General features: G+C 68.3%; 15 protein-coding genes. 10 read left to right on the forward strand and 5 right to left on the reverse strand.

Annotation, left to right across the window (positions count from 1 at the left end; all coding sequences use genetic code 11):
* The first annotated feature begins 13 nt into the window (after positions 1 to 13).
* On the forward strand, positions 14 to 604 hold the full coding sequence (locus AC3EGR_RS03600; RefSeq protein ID WP_488545070.1) for an MFS transporter: 591 nt from the start codon (positions 14 to 16) through the stop codon (positions 602 to 604).
* Complete coding sequence (gene lpdA / locus AC3EGR_RS03605; RefSeq protein ID WP_488545071.1) at positions 604 to 2,403, forward strand: dihydrolipoyl dehydrogenase; 1,800 nt, start codon at positions 604 to 606, stop codon at positions 2,401 to 2,403. Before AC3EGR_RS03600 ends, lpdA (AC3EGR_RS03605) begins: the two co-directional genes overlap by 1 nt.
* Positions 2,404 to 2,472: 69 nt before the next feature.
* On the opposite strand, the gene AC3EGR_RS03610 is transcribed toward lpdA (AC3EGR_RS03605), so the two are convergent.
* A complete protein-coding gene (locus tag AC3EGR_RS03610; RefSeq protein WP_488545072.1) occupies positions 2,473 to 3,051 on the reverse strand; it encodes a C40 family peptidase in 579 nt (192 codons plus the stop codon).
* A 135-nt stretch (positions 3,052 to 3,186) separates the two neighbouring features.
* On the opposite strand from AC3EGR_RS03610, the gene AC3EGR_RS03615 reads away from it, so the two are divergent.
* A complete protein-coding gene (locus AC3EGR_RS03615) occupies positions 3,187 to 4,329 on the forward strand; it encodes a PQQ-dependent sugar dehydrogenase (RefSeq protein ID WP_488545073.1) in 1,143 nt (380 codons plus the stop codon).
* Here the strand turns inward: AC3EGR_RS03615 and AC3EGR_RS03620 are convergent.
* The 3 genes from AC3EGR_RS03620 to AC3EGR_RS03630 form a co-directional block, all read right to left on the reverse strand.
* Positions 4,319 to 4,972, reverse strand: a complete 654-nt coding sequence (locus tag AC3EGR_RS03620) for a response regulator (protein ID WP_488545074.1) — start codon at positions 4,970 to 4,972, stop codon at positions 4,319 to 4,321. The genes AC3EGR_RS03615 and AC3EGR_RS03620 overlap by 11 nt on opposite strands.
* 17 nt (positions 4,973 to 4,989) lie before the next feature.
* Entirely contained in the window at positions 4,990 to 6,084 is a 1,095-nt protein-coding gene (locus AC3EGR_RS03625) for a sensor histidine kinase (RefSeq protein ID WP_488545075.1), read from the reverse strand.
* 71 nt (positions 6,085 to 6,155) lie between these two features.
* On the reverse strand, positions 6,156 to 7,124 hold the full coding sequence (locus AC3EGR_RS03630; protein ID WP_488545076.1) for an ATP-grasp domain-containing protein: 969 nt from the start codon (positions 7,122 to 7,124) through the stop codon (positions 6,156 to 6,158).
* Between the two features lie 47 nt (positions 7,125 to 7,171).
* Here AC3EGR_RS03630 and AC3EGR_RS03635 point away from each other — a divergent pair, with 47 nt between their 5' ends.
* The 7 genes from AC3EGR_RS03635 to AC3EGR_RS03665 all read left to right on the forward strand — a co-directional run bounded on the left by AC3EGR_RS03635 (position 7,172) and on the right by AC3EGR_RS03665 (position 17,493).
* On the forward strand, positions 7,172 to 7,777 hold the full coding sequence (locus tag AC3EGR_RS03635; RefSeq protein WP_488545077.1) for an isochorismatase family protein: 606 nt from the start codon (positions 7,172 to 7,174) through the stop codon (positions 7,775 to 7,777).
* A gap of 70 nt (positions 7,778 to 7,847) precedes the next feature.
* On the forward strand, positions 7,848 to 9,740 hold the full coding sequence (locus AC3EGR_RS03640; RefSeq protein ID WP_488545078.1) for a propionate--CoA ligase: 1,893 nt from the start codon (positions 7,848 to 7,850) through the stop codon (positions 9,738 to 9,740).
* A gap of 188 nt (positions 9,741 to 9,928) precedes the next feature.
* Positions 9,929 to 12,799, forward strand: a complete 2,871-nt coding sequence (locus AC3EGR_RS03645; RefSeq protein ID WP_488545079.1) for a 2-oxoglutarate dehydrogenase E1 component — start codon at positions 9,929 to 9,931, stop codon at positions 12,797 to 12,799.
* A 145-nt stretch (positions 12,800 to 12,944) separates the two neighbouring features.
* Positions 12,945 to 14,210 carry a 2-oxoglutarate dehydrogenase complex dihydrolipoyllysine-residue succinyltransferase gene (gene odhB, locus AC3EGR_RS03650; RefSeq protein WP_488545080.1) on the forward strand — a complete coding sequence of 422 codons (1,266 nt, stop codon included), beginning with the start codon at positions 12,945 to 12,947 and terminating at the stop codon, positions 14,208 to 14,210.
* 10 nt (positions 14,211 to 14,220) lie between these two features.
* A complete protein-coding gene (gene lpdA, locus AC3EGR_RS03655; RefSeq protein ID WP_488545081.1) occupies positions 14,221 to 15,639 on the forward strand; it encodes a dihydrolipoyl dehydrogenase in 1,419 nt (472 codons plus the stop codon).
* A 109-nt stretch (positions 15,640 to 15,748) separates the two neighbouring features.
* Positions 15,749 to 16,846 carry a cell division protein ZapE gene (gene zapE / locus AC3EGR_RS03660; protein ID WP_488545082.1) on the forward strand — a complete coding sequence of 366 codons (1,098 nt, stop codon included), beginning with the start codon at positions 15,749 to 15,751 and terminating at the stop codon, positions 16,844 to 16,846.
* Positions 16,843 to 17,493, forward strand: coding sequence for a hypothetical protein (locus AC3EGR_RS03665; protein ID WP_488545083.1), 651 nt, complete (start codon positions 16,843 to 16,845; stop codon positions 17,491 to 17,493). The genes zapE and AC3EGR_RS03665 overlap by 4 nt, the downstream gene beginning before the upstream one ends.
* A gap of 10 nt (positions 17,494 to 17,503) precedes the next feature.
* Here the strand turns inward: AC3EGR_RS03665 and AC3EGR_RS03670 are convergent, their stop codons facing one another.
* Positions 17,504 to 18,277 carry a PP2C family protein-serine/threonine phosphatase gene (locus AC3EGR_RS03670; protein ID WP_488545084.1) on the reverse strand — a complete coding sequence of 258 codons (774 nt, stop codon included), beginning with the start codon at positions 18,275 to 18,277 and terminating at the stop codon, positions 17,504 to 17,506.
* Positions 18,278 to 18,300 lie beyond the last annotated feature (23 nt).

The raw sequence follows: 18,300 nt of genomic DNA on the forward strand, positions 1-18,300 counted from the left end.
AAACCAAGAATCGATGACAACTGTAGTGGTGGTGAAGAAGGGCGGGCAGATCGCCATCGCGGCCGATACCCTGGTGACCTTTGGCGACACCCGCCTCGCGCACCGGTACGAGGACAACACCAAGATCTTCAAGGTCGACACGGACGAGGGGCCGAGCTACATCGGCATGGCGGGCACCGTCGCCCACTTCCCCGTGCTGCGCAAGGCCATGGGATCGATGCCGCGCGAGATCCTCAAGCTCTCCAGCAAGGACGAGGTGTTCGACACCTTCACCAAGCTGCATCCTTACCTGAAGGACAACTTCTTCCTGCAGACGAAGGAAGAGGACAGCGATCCCTACGAGTCCAGCCAGTTCAGCGTGGTGATCGCCAACGCGAGCGGCATCTATGGCCTCTACAGCTATCGCGAGGTGTTCGAGTTCAAGGAGTTCTGGGGCATAGGCTCCGGCCGCAGCTTCGCGCTCGGCGCGATGCACGCCGCCTATTCCCGTGCCAAGACCGCGCGCGAAATCGCGGAAGCGGGGATCGCGGCGGGTTGCGAGTTCGACCGCAACTCCGAGCTGCCCTGCGACATCTTCACCGTGAAAACGAAAGAGGCAAAATAATGCCCAAGACGGAAGTGAAGGTCCCCGACATCGGGGATTTCAAGGACGTGGCCGTGATCGAGCTGCTCGTGAAGCCGGGCGACACGATCAAGGTGGAACAGTCGCTCGTGACGGTGGAGAGCGACAAGGCCTCGATGGAAATTCCTTCGACCCATGCGGGCGTGGTCAAGGAAGTGAAGGTCAAGGTGGGGGACAAGGTCTCCGAAGGCAGCGTGCTGCTGACGGTCGAGGCTGCCGCGGGTGCGGCGGCTGCGAGCCCTTCACCCCAGCCCTCTCCCCAGCGGGCAGAGGGCGCGAAAGCGGCGCCTGCACCGGCGCCCGCGGCTCCCGCGGCGCCCGCGCCGGCGGGCAGCTACTCCGGCGGCGTCGACCTCGAATGCGAGATGCTGGTGCTGGGTGCGGGCCCGGGCGGCTATTCCGCAGCCTTCCGCGCCGCCGACCTCGGCATGAAGACGGTGATCGTCGAGCGCTATGCGACGCTGGGCGGCGTCTGCCTCAACGTGGGCTGCATCCCGTCCAAGGCGCTGCTGCACGTCGCGGCCGTGATGGACGAAGTGAGCCACTTCGATTCGCTGGGCGTGTCCTTCGGCAAGCCCAAGATCGACCGGCCCAAGCTCAAGGCGCACAAGGACAAGGTGGTGGGCAAGCTCACCGGCGGCCTGGCCGCGATGGCCAAGATGCGCAAGGTCACCACCGTGCGCGGCATCGGCACCTTCCTGGACCCTTACCACCTGGAAGTGCAGGAGACGAGCGGGACCGGCGCGGAAGTCACCGGCAAGAAGCAGGTGATCCGCTTCCGCAACGCGATCATCGCCGCCGGCTCGCAGGCCGTGTCGCTGCCCTTCATGCCCAAGGACCCGCGCGTGGTGGATTCCACCGGCGCGCTGGAGCTCGCCACGAACCCCAAGCGCATGCTGATCCTCGGCGGCGGCATCATCGGCCTGGAGATGGGCACGGTGTATTCCACCCTGGGCGCGCGCCTGGACGTGGTGGAGATGCTGGACGGACTGATGCAGGGCGCGGACCGCGACCTCGTGCGCGTGTGGCAGAAGATGAACACGCCGCGCTTCGACAACATCATGCTCAAGACCAAGACGGTCGGGGCGGAAGCCACCAAGGAAGGCATCCTGGTGCGCTTCGAAGGCGAGCAGGCCCCCAAGGAGCCGCAGGTCTACGACCTGGTGCTGCAGGCGGTGGGCCGCAGCCCGAACGGGAAGAAGATCGGCGCCGAGAAGGCCGGCGTGAACGTCGGCGAGCGTGGCTTCATCCCGGTGGACATCCAGATGCGCACCAACGTGCCGCACATCTTCGCGATCGGCGACATCGTGGGCCAGCCCATGCTGGCGCACAAGGCGGTGCACGAGGCCCACGTGGCCGCCGAAGCCGCTGCCGGCGAGAAGAGCACCTTCAACGCCCGCGTGATCCCCAGCGTGGCCTACACCGACCCCGAGGTCGCGTGGGTGGGCCTCACCGAGGACCAGGCCAAGGCCGAAGGCATCGCGATCAAGAAGGGCCATTTCCCCTGGACGGCGTCCGGCCGCGCCATCGCCAACACGCGCGACGAAGGCTTCACCAAGCTGCTGTTCGACGCGAACACGCACCGCATCCTGGGTGGCGGCATCGTGGGCACGCACGCGGGCGACATGATCGGCGAAGTGGCCCTGGCCATCGAGATGGGCGCCGACGAGATCGACATCGGCAAGACCATCCACCCGCACCCCACGCTGGGCGAGAGCATCGGCATGGCCGCGGAGATCGCGCACGGAACCTGCACCGACGTGCCGCCTGCGAAGAAGTAGCACCGGCGTCGTTCCCGCGCGGCGGGAACCCAGGGCAGATGTGCAAAGGGCCGCGAGAGCGGCCCTTGTTCATTGCGGCGCCTGTTGCGCCTCGCCGTCCACGACCCGCCGGGCCCCGTCGAAGCGCGCGGACCAGTAAGGCACGCCCATGTCCTCCACGCGCACCTGGGCGCCGGGCTTGGGCGAGTGGATGAACTTGTTGTCGCCGACGTAGATGCCCACGTGGCTGAAGGTGCGGCGCAAGGTGTTGAAGAACACCAGGTCGCCCGGCTGCAGGTCCTTGCGGTCGATCTTCTGCGTGGCCGCGGCCTGCTCGTTGGCGCGGCGCGGCAGGATGAGGCCCAGCGTCTGCTGGTACATGGCCTTGACGAAGCCGCTGCAGTCGAAACCGGTTTCCATCGAGTTGCCGCCGCGCCGGTAGGGCACGCCCAGCGAACCCATGGCGGTGACCACCAGCTCGGAGGTGCGGCTCTTCATGCGCGCGGCGCCATCGTGCATGCGCTCGGCCATGTTCGCCCGCACTTCCTCGAGGCGGTCGACGAAACGCTTTTCTTCCGTGAAGCGGCTCACGTCCTCTTCCGCGGATGCGGGAGCGGCCTGCGCGCCGACGGCGGCGGCCAGGAGGAGCAAGCACAACAGTTGCTTCATTGCGGCGGAGGGTAGCCCGCGGCCGCGTTGCGCGTCAAGCGATGAGTTCATGCCAAGTTCTTGAGTTGTTTCGAATTCCTGCCATCGCCTCGGGGTTGCCCCGAATGTGTGGCGGGTGCGAAACAATGCCCCACCATGCGCAGCAAGATCCGAACCCTGTGCTGCCGCCGGCTCTGGGGCCGGCTGGCAGCTTCCTGCACGGCCTGCATTGTCGCAGCCTGGCTCCCCGCGGTGGTGCACGGGCAGACGGTCCGTGCCCAGACGGTGACGAACGGCCTCGAGCACCCCTGGGCGGTGGCCTTCCTGCCCGAAGGCCGCTTCCTGGTGACGGAGCGCCCGGGGCGCATGCGGGTGCTGAGCGCGCAAGGCGCAGCGGGCCCCGCGCTCACGGGCGTGCCGGAGGTCGCCGCGCGCGGGCAGGGCGGCCTGCTCGATGTGGTGCTCGACTCCGGCTTCGCGCAGAACCGCACCCTGTACTTCTGTTTCTCCGAGCCGGGTGCCGGCGGCAACAGCACCGCGCTTGCGCGCGCGCGCCTGGCCGGCGACGAACGGGGGCTGGAGGACGTGCGGGTGATCTTCAGCCAGAAGCCCAAGGTCGCGAGCACCTTCCATTTCGGCTGCCGCATCGTGGAAGCACGGGACGGCACGCTGTTCCTCACGCTGGGCGAACGCAACGTGCGCCGGCAGGATGCGCAGACCCTGGACACGCACCACGGCAAGGTGGTGCGCGTGAACAAGGACGGCAGCGTGCCGCGGGACAACCCCTTCGTGGGCCGCGCCGGTGCCTTGCCCGAGATCTGGAGCTTCGGCCACCGCAATGGGCAGGGCGCGACGCTGGCGCCCGACGGGAGCCTGTGGATGCACGAGCACGGCCCGCAAGGCGGCGACGAGATCAACCTGCCGCAGCCCGGACGCAACTACGGCTGGCCCGTCATCACCTACGGCGAGAACTACGGCGGCGGCCCGATCGGCGAGGGGATCACCGCGAAGGCCGGCCTGGAACAGCCGCTGCACTACTGGGTGCCGTCGATCGCGCCCTCGGGCATGGCCTTCCTGAGCAGCGATCGCTACGGCGCGGCCTGGCGCGGCAACCTGTTCGTGGGCTCCCTGAAGTTCGGCTACCTGGACCGCATCGAGCTGGCCGGGGGCAAGGTCGTGCGCGAGGAGAAACTGCTCGAAGGCGTGGGCCGCGTGCGCGACGTGCGCCAGGGGCCGGACGGACTGCTTTACCTGTTGACCGACGAAGACAAGGGCAAGCTGGTGCGCGTCATGCCTTGACCAGCCCCTTGCGCACCGCATAGCGCGTGAGGCTGGCGATGTCGTTCAGGCGCAGGCGCTCCATGATGCGCGCGCGGTGCACGTCCACCGTCTTCGGGCTGAGTCCCAGCTCGAAGGCGATCTCCTTGGCGGACTTGCCTTGCGCGATCAGCGTCAGGATCTCGACCTGGCGCGTGGTGAGCTCGTCGTCCACGGTGGGTTCCGAGGGCTGCAGCAGCCGCTGGGCGACCGCGGCGCTGAAGTAGCTGCCCGTGGCCATCACGCTGCGCAGCGCCTGTTCCAGCTCGAAGGGCGGCGCGTCCTTCATCAGGTAGCCGCAGGCGCCGTTGGCGACGGCTCGCTTGACGAAATCGACGGTGTCGTACATCGACAGCACGAGCACCTTCACGTCGGGAAAACGCGAATGGATCTCCGCGATGGCCGTGATGCCGTCCATGCCGGGCATGGAGATGTCGGTCATGACGACGTCCGGCTTCACCGACTCGAGCAGCTGCACGAGCTCGTTGCCGTTGCGTGCCTCGGCGATCACCTGCACGCCTTCCACCGTGGACAGCAGGGCCTTGATGCCCGAGCGGACCAGGTCGTGGTCGTCGGCGAGCACCACCTGGATGGGCAGGGGAGCGTTGGTGTTCTTCTGGATCATGGTGCTCTCCTTCACTTTCACAATACCGCACGGATCGCGACGCCGCCACCCATGCGGGTGCGGATGTGCAGGCGTCCGCCGGCGAGTTCCGTCCTTTCGATCATCCCGTACAAACCGATATTCCTCTCGCTCTGCTGGCCATTGAGCACCGCGGGCTTGTCGAAACCCACGCCGTCGTCGGTGATCAGCAGGCTGATGCGCCCGCGCGGCAGGAAACGCAGCCGCACCCGCACGGTGGACGCATCGGCGTGGCGCACGGTGTTGGTCAGCGCCTCCTGCACCAGCCGCACGGCGACGGCGGCGTTCTCTTCCAGCCGCTGCGGCTCCTGGCCGCGCGTGCTCAGCTCGCAGCGCAAGCCGGCCGGTTCGCCGATGCGCTGCATCGCCGATTGCACCGCGGGCACCAGCCCCAGCAGGTCCAGCTGCGCCGGGCGCAGGGAGAAGGACAGCGTCTTGAGCTGCTGCAGCGCGCCGTTGGCGAGTTCCGCCGCCGTGTTCTTGTGCCGCTGGCGCGTTTCCGGGTCCGTGTTGCGGTCGGAGGCATGCAGGTGGATGACCACCGCCGTGAGCGTCTGCCCCAGCTGGTCGTGCAGCTCGCGCGAGATGTGCGAGCGTTCCCGCTCCTGCGCCAGCACGAAGCGCGCCGACAGCTCCTTCAGGCGCGCGTAGGCGCTCTGCAGTTCGGCGTCGAGCCGTTCCTTTTCCTGGGCCCGGCGCCGCTCTTCCAGCACCCGGCCGATGATCTGGGGCAGGGTGCCCAGCTTGTCCTTGGTGAGGTAGTCCTTGGCGCCGCAACGCAGCACGTGCACCGCGGCTTCCTCGCCGATGGCCCGCGTGAGCACGATCAGCGGCACGCTGCTGCGGCGGGTGACCAGGATCTGCAGCGCCGCATAGGGCGAGAACCGCGGCAGGTTGAAGTCGCACAGGATCACGTCCCACTCGCCCTCGAGGGCGGCGACGAAGCTGGCCGCGTTGTCCACGCGGTGCAGCTCGTAGCGGCGCACGGGGTCGGCCCTTTCCAGGGCGATGCCCATCAGCTCCACGTCGTCGGGGTTGTCCTCAACGCACAGCAGCCGGATGGGTTTCGAATCGGGAACTGCGCGGCTGGACATGGCGGGGTGCGGCGGGAGTTTACCGTCGGGCTGCATCCGCCCGGCTTAGGCGAGTTCCCTATGTGCGCGGATCAGCGCCGCACCTTGCGCAGTTCGCCCTGCAGGTAGTCCACCACGCGCTCGAAGGGGTCGAAGCCGAAGACCTCGGCGACCGCGGGGCGCAGGTTGGAGTTCGCGTTGATGTCGTAGAAGACGCGGCGTCCGTCCGTGGTCTCGAGATACTCGATGCCGCCCACGTCGATCCTGGCGGCCTGGATGATGCGTCTGGCGGTCGCGACGGCCTGCGCCGGCACGTCCTGGTAAGGGTAGAACTCCACGGGGGGCGCGGCCACGGGTTCGTGGGCGGGCACGGCACAGACGCCGTCGCCGTCGTCCGGGTTGCACACCGGCGAGGGGCACAGGTTGAAGCGGCCGTGCGTCACGACACGCATGGCATACAGCAGCTCGCCGCCCAGAAATTCCAGGCGGACGATGCCGCGCTCCGGGTCGTGCGGCAGGTATTCCTGCAGCAGGAACAGGTTGTCCGGCTGCCAGATGTCCGGGTCGGCGCGGAAGATGGCTTCCACCTGCGCGAGCGAATCCACCACCTGGATGCGGGCGCCGCTGCCGCCCTGGTCCGGCTTGAGCACGGCGGGCCAGGTGATGCGGTCGGCGAAGCGGTGCAGGGCGGACACGTCGTTGAAGGTGATGGACCGCGGCGTCGCGATGTCCAGCGTGCGCAGCAGCGTGGCCTGCACGCTCTTGCTCAATTCCAGCGCGAACACGTCGGCCCCGTTGAGGACGCGGGCGCCCAGCTGCTCCAGCGTGCGCATGTACGCCAGGTTGAAGGGCACGGCACGCGTGTTGCCGCGCAGGTAGGCGCTGGGACTGGCCTGGTTGAAGTACAGCGGCGCCCGCGGCGCGTCCTCGTTGCCGAAGGCGGCCTGGGTGACGTCGAAGGGCTCGAAGGCGACGCCGCGCCGGGCCAGCGCGGAGAACAGCGGCTTCTGCCACTCGGGGTGTTCGTGCAGGACGATCAGGTCGGGGTTGGAGGCGGGCATGCGCAGGATCGTACCGACAGTGAATAATCCCGTGCCAAGGAACGCCCATGCTGCTAGACGCCGAAGAATCGCAACTCGTCCTGGTCGACTACCAGGCCCGCCTCCTGCCCGCCATCCCCGAGGGCGAGTTCGTCGTGGCCAACGCCGTGCGGCTGGCGCGCATGGCGCAATTGCTGCAGGTCCCCGTCTGGGCGACCGAGGAGAACCCGCAAGGCCTGGGCGCCACCGTGGACGTGCTGCAGCCCCTGGTGGCCGGCCGCGTGCTGTCCAAGATGGAGTTCGACGGCACCAGCGTCCTGCTGCCGCGCCTGAAGCCGGCGCCTCGCCAGCAGGGCGGCAACGTGCGCAGCCTGCCCAAGCACCTGCAGAAGGCCGCGCCCGCCCAGGCGCCGGGCCGCGAGACCATCGTGCTGGCCGGCTGCGAGGCCCACGTGTGCCTGATGCAGACCGCGCTGGGCCTGCTGGAAGAAGAGCTGGAGGTCTGGGTGGTCACCGACGCCTGCGGCTCGCGCACGGAGCGCAACCGGGACGCCGCGTTCGACCGCCTGGCCGGCGCGGGCGCCGAGCTCGTCACCACCGAGATGGTCGCCTTCGAATGGCTGCGGGATGCGGGACATCCCCGGTTCAAGGAAGTCCTGGCCATCGTCAAATAGGCCGGCTGCCGCTGTCAGCCTGCGGCAAGCCCGGTGCCCACAATGCGCCGGACAGCACAGGAGACCAGGCATGGGCTACGCGGATTTCTACCGGCGTTCGATCGAGCAACGCGATGCGTTCTGGGCCGAGCAGGCCAAGCTGGTCGACTGGCAGACGCCGCCGGCCACGGTCTGCGACGCCAGCCGGCCGCCGTTCTACCGCTGGTTCGCCGGTGGCCGCACCAACCTGTGCCACAACGCGGTGGACCGGCACCTGGCGCAGCGCGCGCAGCAGCCCGCGCTGATCTACGTCTCCAGCGAGACGGGCCAGGAGCGCGTCTACAGCTTCGCCGAGCTGCACCGCGAGGTGCAGCGCATGGCCGCGGTGCTGCAGTCCCTGGGTGTGGGACGCGGCGATTGCGTCCTGGTCTACATGCCGATGGTCCCGGAAGCCGTGTTCGCGATGCTCGCCTGCGCCCGGCTGGGCGCCATCCACTCGGTGGTCTTCGGCGGTTTCGCCTCGGTGTCGCTCGCTTCGCGGATCGAGGACGCCACGCCCAAGGTCGTCGTCAGCGCCGATGCCGGCTCGCGCGGCGGCAAGGTACTCGCCTACAAGCCGCTGCTGGACGAAGCCATCCGCCTGTCCACGCACAAGCCGGACGCGGTGCTGCTCGTGGACCGCAAGCTGGCGCCCATGGAACAGGTGGCCGGCCGTGACCACGACTGGGCCACCCTGGCGGACCAGCACCGGCACACACAGGTTCCCTGCGCCTGGCTGGACGCGACCGACATCAGCTACACGCTGTACACCAGCGGCACCACGGGCCGGCCCAAGGGCGTGCAGCGCGACGTGGGCGGCTATGCCGTGGCGCTGGCCGCGAGCATGAAGCACATCTTCCTCGGCGCGCCGGGCGAGACCTTCTTCTCGGCCAGCGACATCGGCTGGGTGGTCGGGCACAGCTACATCGTCTACGGGCCGCTGCTCGCGGGGATGGCGACGATCCTGTACGAAGGCCTGCCGATCCGCCCGGACGCCGGCATCTGGTGGAGCCTGGTCGAGAAGTACAAGGTGCGCGCCATGTTCAGCGCGCCGACCGCCGTGCGCGTGCTCAAGAAGCACGATCCGGCCTTCCTGAAGAAGTACGACCTGTCCAGCCTCAAGGCGCTGTTCCTGGCCGGCGAGCCGCTGGACGAGCCCACCGCGCGCTGGATCAGCGAGGGACTGGGCGTTCCCGTCATCGACAACTACTGGCAGACCGAGAGCGGCTGGCCCATCCTGACCATCGCCAACGGCGTGGAGAAGAAGGCCAGCAAGCTGGGCAGCCCGGGCGTGCCGATGTACGGCTACGACGTGCGCCTGGTGCACGAGTCCACGGGCGAGGAACTCACGGCGGCGGACCAGAAGGGCGTGGTCGTGATCGAGGGTCCCACGCCGCCGGGCTTCATGCAGACGGTCTGGCGGGACGACGAGCGCTTCGTGCAGACCTACTGGTCCGGCATCCCCGGCCGGCAGGTCTACAGCACCTTCGACTGGGGCATCCGCGACGAGGACGGCTACTTCTACATCCTCGGCCGCACCGACGACGTGATCAACGTCGCGGGCCACCGCCTGGGCACGCGCGAGATCGAGGAGAGCATCTCCGGCCACCCGGGCATCGCCGAAGTCGCCGTGGTGGGCGTCGCCGATGCGCTCAAGGGCCAGGTGGCCATGGCCTTCGCGGTGGCCAGGGACGCCGCGGCCGTGGCCGACGACCGGGGCCGGCTGAAGCTCGAAGGCGAGGTGATGAAGGTGGTGGACGACACCCTGGGCGCGGTTGCCCGGCCGGCGCGCGTGCGCTTCGTGACCGTGCTGCCCAAGACCCGCAGCGGCAAGCTGCTGCGCCGGGCGATCCAGGCCGTCTGCGAAGGCCGCGACCCCGGCGACCTGACCACCATCGAGGACCCGGCGGCGCTGCAGCAGATCAAGGACCTCGTGGCTTCCTGACCGCACGCGGGCGAGGCCCATCCCGCCGCGTGTTGGTGGAAACCCGGGTTCGATGGCACAATCCGCGTCGCAATCAGACCCAAGGGCCTTCCCCCACAGTCGCATCCGCAATTCGGTAAAGCCGTGTCGCGGAAGGTTTTTCAACCAGCTCAGGCTTCCTGCAGGGAAGCGGAAAGTAGCGCAACAGGATGAGCGACCACAGCTCCGTGTACACCGCGTACCGCGGCAACTCCTATCTCTTCGGCGGCAATGCGCCCTACGTCGAGGAGATGTACGAAAACTACCTCGCCAACCCGGGCAGCGTGCCCGACCACTGGCGCGAGTACTTCGACGCGCTCCAGAACGTTCCCGCCGTCGACGGCAGCAACGCCAAGGACGTCCCCCACCTCCCGGTCGTCAACGCCTTCGCGCAGCGCGCCAAGCAGGGCGGCACCCGCGTGGTCGTCGCCGCCGGCGCCGACCTCGAACTCGCCCGCAAGCGCACGGCCGTCCAGCAGCTCATCGCCGCCTACCGCAACGTCGGCGCGCGCTGGGCCGACCTCGACCCGCTCAAGCGCGACGTGCGCGAGAACATCCCCGAGCTGGAGCCGTCCTTCTACGGCTTCACCGATGCCGACCAGGAAGCGGTGTTCAACACCAGCAACACCTTCTTCGGCAAGGAATCGATGTCGCTGCGCGAGCTGATGAACGCGCTGCATGAAACCTACTGCGGCACCATCGGCGCCGAGTTCATGTACATCAGCGACCAGAACCGCAAGCGCTGGTGGCAGCAGAAGCTGGAGTCCATCCGCTCCAAGCCGCAGTTCAGCGCCGAAAAGAAGAAGCACATCCTGGACCGCCTGACCGCGGCCGAGGGCCTGGAGCGCTTCCTCCACACCAAGTACGTGGGCCAGAAGCGCTTCTCGCTGGAAGGCGGCGAGAGCTTCATCGCCTCGATGGACGAGCTGATCCAGCGCGCCGGCGAGAAGGGCGTGCAGGAAGTCGTGATCGGCATGGCCCACCGGGGCCGCCTGAACGTGCTGGTCAACACCATGGGCAAGATGCCCAAGGACCTGTTCTCCGAGTTCGACCACAGCGCGCCCGAGGAACTGCCCGCCGGCGACGTGAAGTACCACCAGGGCTTCAGCTCCGACGTCACCACCCCCGGCGGCCCGGTGCACCTGTCGCTGGCCTTCAACCCCTCGCACCTGGAGATCGTGAACCCGGTGGTCGAGGGCTCCGCCCGCGCCCGCATGGACCGCCGCGGCGACACCCCCGGCAAGCAGGTGCTGCCCGTGCTGGTGCACGGCGACGCCGCCATCGCCGGCCAGGGCGTGGTGCAGGAGACGCTGGCGCTGGCCGAGACCCGTGGCTACTACACCGGCGGCACGGTGCACATCGTCATCAACAACCAGATCGGCTTCACCACCTCGGATCCGCGCGACGCGCGCTCCACGCTGTACTGCACGGACGTGGTCAAGATGATCGAGTGCCCGGTGCTGCACGTGAACGGCGACGACCCGGAGGCCGTGGTGCTGGCCACGCAGCTGGCGCTCGAGTACCGCACCGAGTTCAACAAGGACGTGGTCGTCGACATCGTCTGCTTCCGCAAGCTGGGCCACAACGAGCAGGACACCCCCGCGCTGACCCAGCCGCTGATGTACAAGAAGATCGCGGCGCACCCCGGCACGCGCAAGCTGTACGCCGACAAGCTGGCCGCGCAGGGCCTGGGCGACACGCTGGGCGACGACATGGTCAAGGCCTACCGCGCCGCCATGGACGCGGGCAAGCACACGGTCGACCCGGTGCTGTCCAACTTCAAGAGCAAGTACGCCGTCGACTGGGCGCCTTTCCTGGGCAAGAAGTGGACGGACAGCGCCGACACCGCGATCCCGCTGGCCGAGTGGAAGCGCCTGGCCGAGCGCATCACCACGGTGCCGGAGAACTTCACCGTGCACACGCTGGTCAGAAAGGTGCTGGAAGACCGCGCCGCCATGGGCCGCGGCGAGGTCAACGTGGACTGGGGCATGGGCGAGCACATGGCCTTCGCCTCGCTGGTCGCCTCCGGCTACCCGATCCGCCTCTCGGGCGAGGACGTGGGCCGCGGCACCTTCGTGCACCGCCATGCCGTGCTGCACGACCAGAACCGCGAGAAGTGGGACGTCGGCACCTACATCCCGCTGCAGAACGTGGCGGAGAACCAGGCCAGCTTCACCTGCATCGACTCCATCCTCTCGGAAGAGGCGGTGCTGGGCTTCGAGTACGGCTACGCCTCCAACGACCCGCACACCCTGGTGATCTGGGAAGCGCAGTTCGGCGACTTCGCCAACGGCGCCCAGGTGGTGATCGACCAGTTCATCGCCTCCGGCGAGGTGAAGTGGGGCCGCGTCAACGGCATCACGCTGATGCTGCCGCACGGCTACGAAGGCCAGGGCCCCGAGCACAGCTCGGCGCGCCTGGAGCGCTTCATGCAGCTGTCGGCCGACACCAACATGCAGGTGTGCCAGCCGACCACGGCCAGCCAGATCTTCCACCTGCTGCGCCGCCAGATGATCCGCTCGCTGCGCAAGCCGCTGGTGATCATGACGCCCAAGTCGCTGCTGCGGAACAAGGACGCCACCTCGCCGCTGTCGGAGTTCACCAAGGGCACGTTCCAGACCGTGATCCCGGACAGCAAGGAGCTCAAGGCCGACAAGGTCAAGCGCCTGGTGATGTGCTCGGGCAAGGTCTACTACGACCTGGCCAAGAAGCGCGAGGAGAAGGGCGCCGACGACGTGGCCATCATCCGCGTCGAGCAGCTCTATCCCTTCCCGCACAAGGCCTTCGCCGCCGAGCTGAAGAAGTACCCGAACGTCACCGACCTCGTGTGGTGCCAGGACGAGCCGCAGAACCAGGGCGCCTGGTTCTTCGTGCAGCACAACATCCACGAGAACATGCTCGAGGGCCAGAAGCTGGGTTACGCCGGCCGGGCCGCCTCCGCCTCGCCGGCGGCGGGCTACTCGCACCTGCACGTGGAGCAGCAAAAGGCGCTGGTCGACGCCGCCTTCGCCAAGCTGAAGGGCTTCGTCCTCAGCAAATGACGCAATGACCTCGCCGCCGGCGCGGCGTCGATGAGGCAGTGAGCTGTCATGGCGCGCAAGCGCCGTCATCGATGCGCGGCGGCGCGAGGTCCTGCCGCGCCCGGGCGCGGTGTCGTCGCACAGAACCCAGAGAGAAAGAATTCAAATGGCTATCGTTGACGTGAAGGTCCCGCAACTGTCCGAGTCGGTTGCCGAAGCGACCCTGCTGCAGTGGAAGAAGAAGCCCGGCGAAGCCGTGGCGATGGACGAGATCCTGATCGAGATCGAGACGGACAAGGTGGTGCTGGAAGTGCCGGCCCCCAATGGCGGCGTCCTGTCCGAGATCGTGGTGGCCGACGGTGGCACCGTCACCTCCGACCAGGTGATCGCCAGGATCGACAGCGAAGGCAAGGCCGGCGCCGCCGCCCCCGCGGCGGCTCCGGCTGCCGCGAAGCCGGCCGCTGCGACGGCCAGCGCCGCGGCTCCCGCCACCGCCGGCAGCAAGTCGGACGTGGCGATGCCCGCGGCCGCCAAGATGATGGCCGACAACAGCCTGGCCGCCGGCTCCGTGGCCGGCACCGGCCGCGATGGCCGCGTGACCAAGGGCGACGTGATCGGCGCCCTGGCCGGCGCAACGACCGCCAAGGTCTCCGCGCCCGTGCCGGCGCCTGCCGCCGCGCGTCCCGCACTGGCGCAGGTCTCCGCACCGGTGTCCGCGCCCGACCTGGGCGAGCGTCCCGAGCAGCGCGTGCCGATGTCGCGCCTGCGCGCCCGCGTCGCCGAGCGCCTGCTGCAGTCGCAGTCCACCAACGCCATCCTGACCACCTTCAACGAGGTGAACATGGCGCCCGTGATGGAGATGCGCAAGCGCTTCCAGGAGAAGTTCGAGAAGGAGCACGGCGTCAAGATCGGCTTCATGTCCTTCTTCGTGAAGGCGGCGGTGCACGCGCTCAAGAAGTACCCGGTGCTCAACGCCTCCGTCGACGGCAACGACATCGTCTACCACGGCTACTTCGACATCGGCATCGCGGTGGGCTCGCCGCGCGGCCTGGTGGTGCCCATCCTGCGCAATGCGGACCAGATGTCCTTCGCCGACATCGAGAAGAAGATCGCCGAGTACGGCCAGAAGGCGCGTGACGGCAAGCTGGGCATCGAGGAGATGACCGGCGGAACCTTCTCGATCTCCAACGGCGGCGTGTTCGGCTCGATGCTGTCCACCCCCATCATCAACCCGCCGCAGTCCGCCATCCTGGGCGTGCACGCGACCAAGGACCGCGCGGTGGTGGAGAACGGGCAGGTCGTGGTCCGCCCGATGAACTACCTGGCCATGTCCTACGACCACCGCATCATCGACGGCCGCGAGGCCGTGCTGGGCCTGGTGGCGATGAAGGAAGCGCTGGAAGACCCGGCCCGCCTGCTGTTCGATATCTGAGGAGCGGCAGATGGCAAAGCAATTCGACGTGGTCGTCATCGGCGGCGGCCCCGGCGGCTACATCGCCGCCATCCGCGCGGCGCAGCTCGGCTTCAACACCGCCTGCATCGACGAGTGGAAGAACAAGGCGGGCGGCCCGGCCCCGGGCGGCACCTGCACCAACGTGGGCTGCATCCCGTCCAAGGCGCTGCTGCAGTCGTCGGAGAACTACGAGCACGCCGCCAGGCACTTCGCCGACCACGGCATCGCCGTCCAGGGCCTGAGCATCGACATCCAGAAGATGCTGGCGCGCAAGGACGCGGTCGTGAAGCAGAACAACGACGGCATCCTGTACCTGTTCAAGAAGAACAAGGTCACGTTCTTCCACGGCCGCGGCGCCTTCGGCAAGAAGACGGATGCGGGCTACGAGATCCAGGTCGGCGAGGAAACCCTCCTCGGCAAGCACGTGATCCTGGCCACCGGTTCCAACGCCCGCGCGCTGCCCGGCGTGGCCTTCGACGAGGACAAGATCCTGTCGAACGACGGCGCGCTGCGCATCCCCGCGGCCCCGAAGAAGCTGGTGCTGATCGGCTCCGGCGTGATCGGCCTGGAGATGGGCTCGGTGTGGCGCCGGGTCGGCGCCGAAGTCACCGTGCTGGAGGCGCTGCCCACCTTCCTGGGCGCGGTCGACGAGCAGATCGCCAAGGAAGCGCACAAGGCCTTCACCAAGCAGGGCCTGAAGATCGAGCTGGGCGTGAAGGTCGGCGAGATCAGGACGGCCGGCAAGGGCGTTTCCGTGGCCTACACCACCGCCAAGGGCGAGCAGCAGACCCTGGACGCCGACCACGTGATCGTCTCCATCGGGCGCGTGCCCAACACGATCGGCCTGAAGCCGGAAGCCGTGGGCCTGAAGCTGGACGAGCGCGGCGCCATCCTCGTGGACGAGGAGTGCCGCACCAACTTGCCCAACGTGTGGGCGGTCGGTGACGTGGTGCGCGGCCCGATGCTGGCGCACAAGGCGGAAGAAGAGGGCGTCGCGGTGGCCGAGCGCATCGCCGGCCAGCACGGGCACGTCAACTTCAACACCATCCCCTGGGTGATCTACACCTCGCCCGAGATCGCCTGGGTGGGCCGCACCGAGCAGCAGCTCAAGGCGGACGGCGTGGCCTACAAGGCCGGCACCTTCCCCTTCATGGCCAACGGCCGCGCGCGGGCGCTGGGCGACACCACCGGCATGGTGAAGTTCCTGGCCGACGCCAGGACCGACGAGATCCTGGGCGTGCACATCGTGGGCCCGATGGCCAGCGAGCTGATCTCCGAGGCCGTCGTCGCCATGGAGTTCAAGGCCTCCGCCGAAGACATCGCCCGCATCTGCCACGCCCACCCGTCGCTGTCCGAAGCGACCAAGGAAGCGGCGCTGGCGGTGGACAAGCGGACGCTGAACTTCTGAAAGTCCTTCACCGCGAAGGCGCAGGGAACGCAGGGAAGAAGCAGGGAAATCCCGATGCTTTCCCTGCGGCCCTCCGCGCCTTCCGCGTCTTCGCGGTGAAGGCTGTCGCATGACCGTTCGCGACGTCTATTACGACGAACTGAAGGCGCGGGGGTATGACAGCGACCCGGCGCAGTTGCGTGGCGTCGCCGCCCTGGACCGCTGCGCGGCGGAGTGGGCGGAGTACAAGGAGCAGCGGTCCAACGCGTTCAAGAAGCTGATCAACCGGCCGGCGATTCCCCGTGGCGTGTACATGTACGGCGGGGTGGGGCGCGGCAAGAGCTTCCTGATGGACTGCTTCTTCCAGGCGGTTCCGGTGGTGCGCAAGACGCGCCTGCACTTCCACGAGTTCATGCGCGAGGTGCACCGCGAGCTCGCGGAGCTGCAGGGAACGGTCAATCCGCTCGACGAACTGGGCCGGCGCATCGCCAGGCGCTTTCGCCTCATCTGCTTCGACGAGTTCCACGTCGCCGACATCACGGACGCGATGATCCTGCACCGGCTGCTGGACGCGCTGTTCGACAACGGCGTGGGCTTCGTCACCACCTCCAACTTCCGCCCGGACGACCTCTACCCCAACGGGCTGCACCGCGACCGCATCCTGCCGGCCATCGCGCTGCTGAACGAGAAGCTGCAGGTGATCGACGTGGACAACGGCACGGACTACCGGCGCCGCACCATGGAGCAGGTGCGGCTCTACCACACGCCCCTGGGCGCGCAGGCGGACGCCGAGATGGACGAGGCCTTCACCCGGCTGGCCGAGAGCCACGACGAGGACGCCGTGCTGCACATCGAGCAGCGCGAGATCCGTGCCCGCCGCAAGGCCGGCGGCGTGGTCTGGTTCGATTTCCGCACGCTGTGCGGCGGGCCGCGCTCGCAGAACGACTACCTGGAGATCGCCACCCAGTTCCACACCGTGCTGCTGAGCGACGTGCCGCGGATGTCGGCGCGCAATGCCTCCGAAGCACGCAGGTTTACCTGGCTGGTGGATGTTCTTTACGATCGCCGTGTCAAACTGATCCTGTCGGCCGAGGTCCCCCCCGAGGCCTTGTATACCGAAGGGCCGCTGGCCCACGAGTTTCCGCGGACCGTGTCGCGCCTGAACGAGATGCAGTCCACCGAATTCCTGGCCCTCGAGCACCGCACGGTCGACACCCGCCTGACATGAAGCACCTGATCCCCGTTGCCCTCGCCTTTGCCGTTTTCGCCGCCCACGCGCAGGCGCCGAACGACGCGCCCGAGCGCGCGCGCATCAAGAGCGAGCGCGAAGCCGCCGAGGCGCGCTACGCCGAGGCCCAGAAGGCCTGCCGCGCGAAGTTCGCCGTCAACGACTGCCTGGACGAGGCCCGCCGCGAGCACAACGTGGTGGCCAACGACCTCAAGCGCCAGGAACGCGTGCTGAACGAGGCCGAGCGCAAGCGCAAGGCGGCCGAGCGCCAGAAGGACATCGACGCACGCAGCTCGCCCGAGCGCCAGAAGGAAGCGGCCGAAAAGCGGGCCAAGGCCGCGTCGGAGCAGCAGGAGCGGGATGCGCGCGCCGCCGAGAAGGCTGCGAAGAAGGCGTCGGAGCAGGCCGAGCACGAGCAGCGCAGCCCGCGCGTGAAGCAGCCGCACGGCGCCCTGGGCTCGCAGGGCAAGCCGCGCGAGCCGCAGGAGCCCGCGAGCCACGGCCCCACGCCGACGCAGGCGGCGAAGAACCGGGCCGAGCACGACGCACGGCTGAAGGAAGCGGAGCAGCACCGCGCCGAAGTCGCCGAGCGCAACGCCAAGCGCACCAAGCCGGCTTCGCCGGACCTGCCGCCGCCGGCCCGCTGAGGGCCGGGCCTCAGGCGCTGCTGGCCAGCGGCTCCAGCTTGACGATCACCAGCGACAGGTTGTCGCCGCCGCCGTGGGCGCGCGAGCGCGCCTTCTCGATCAGGAACTCGCTCGCCTCGCGCGGCGACAGCGAGGACAGCACGGAGCCCAGCTCCTCGGAGCTGAAGTAGTGCCAGACGCCGTCGCTGCAGGCCAGCAGCGTGTCGCCCGGCCGCAGCTGCGAAATCGTGTGCAGGTCCGCCGGCGGGTCTTCCTCGGCGCCCAGGCAGCCCATGAGGATGTTGGACTGCGGGTGCACGTTGGCCTCGTCCTCCGTCAGCTCGCCGCGGTCGACGAGCGTCTGCACGTAGGAATGGTCCATGGTCCGCTTCACCAGCTGGTTGCCGTGGAAGTGGTAGATGCGCGAGTCACCGGCATGCACCCAGTGGCATTCGCCGTCGGGATTGATGATGAAGGCCGCGATCGTGCTGTGCGGCTCCTGCTCCGCCGAGATGGCGGTCAGCTTGATGACCAGGTGCGACTCCTGCACCATCTGCCGCAGCACGGTGGGGGCGTCGTCCACGGTGGGCGAATAGCGGTCGAACAGCTGCTTGCACGTCATCATGACCTGGTCCGAAGCCTTGCGCCCGCCGCTGCGTCCGCCCATGCCGTCGGCCACCACGCCGAGCACGCAGCCATTGACCCGCGGGTGGGTGATCAGGTTGATCTGGTCCTGCTGGTACTCCCGGTCCCCCTTATGGATGCCGGTGGACGCGGTGAGTCGGTAACCTTTGCTGCTGCTCATGGGCGGGAAAAGTGGCGCTGCTG

The organism is Ramlibacter sp. G4-7, from assembly GCF_057784995.1.

Excerpts from the sequence above, each read along its gene's own strand:
- AC3EGR_RS03600 (WP_488545070.1), top strand. The coding sequence starts at position 14 with ATGACAACTGTAGTGGTGGTGAAGAAGGGCGGGCAGATCGCCATCGCG.
- lpdA (WP_488545071.1), top strand. The coding sequence starts at position 604 with ATGCCCAAGACGGAAGTGAAGGTCCCCGACATCGGGGATTTCAAGGAC.
- AC3EGR_RS03610 (WP_488545072.1), bottom strand. The coding sequence starts at position 3,051 with ATGAAGCAACTGTTGTGCTTGCTCCTCCTGGCCGCCGCCGTCGGCGCG.
- AC3EGR_RS03615 (WP_488545073.1), top strand. The coding sequence starts at position 3,187 with ATGCGCAGCAAGATCCGAACCCTGTGCTGCCGCCGGCTCTGGGGCCGG.
- AC3EGR_RS03620 (WP_488545074.1), bottom strand. The coding sequence starts at position 4,972 with ATGATCCAGAAGAACACCAACGCTCCCCTGCCCATCCAGGTGGTGCTC.
- AC3EGR_RS03625 (WP_488545075.1), bottom strand. The coding sequence starts at position 6,084 with ATGTCCAGCCGCGCAGTTCCCGATTCGAAACCCATCCGGCTGCTGTGC.
- AC3EGR_RS03630 (WP_488545076.1), bottom strand. The coding sequence starts at position 7,124 with ATGCCCGCCTCCAACCCCGACCTGATCGTCCTGCACGAACACCCCGAG.
- AC3EGR_RS03635 (WP_488545077.1), top strand. The coding sequence starts at position 7,172 with ATGCTGCTAGACGCCGAAGAATCGCAACTCGTCCTGGTCGACTACCAG.
- AC3EGR_RS03640 (WP_488545078.1), top strand. The coding sequence starts at position 7,848 with ATGGGCTACGCGGATTTCTACCGGCGTTCGATCGAGCAACGCGATGCG.
- AC3EGR_RS03645 (WP_488545079.1), top strand. The coding sequence starts at position 9,929 with ATGAGCGACCACAGCTCCGTGTACACCGCGTACCGCGGCAACTCCTAT.
- odhB (WP_488545080.1), top strand. The coding sequence starts at position 12,945 with ATGGCTATCGTTGACGTGAAGGTCCCGCAACTGTCCGAGTCGGTTGCC.
- lpdA (WP_488545081.1), top strand. The coding sequence starts at position 14,221 with ATGGCAAAGCAATTCGACGTGGTCGTCATCGGCGGCGGCCCCGGCGGC.
- zapE (WP_488545082.1), top strand. The coding sequence starts at position 15,749 with ATGACCGTTCGCGACGTCTATTACGACGAACTGAAGGCGCGGGGGTAT.
- AC3EGR_RS03665 (WP_488545083.1), top strand. The coding sequence starts at position 16,843 with ATGAAGCACCTGATCCCCGTTGCCCTCGCCTTTGCCGTTTTCGCCGCC.
- AC3EGR_RS03670 (WP_488545084.1), bottom strand. The coding sequence starts at position 18,277 with ATGAGCAGCAGCAAAGGTTACCGACTCACCGCGTCCACCGGCATCCAT.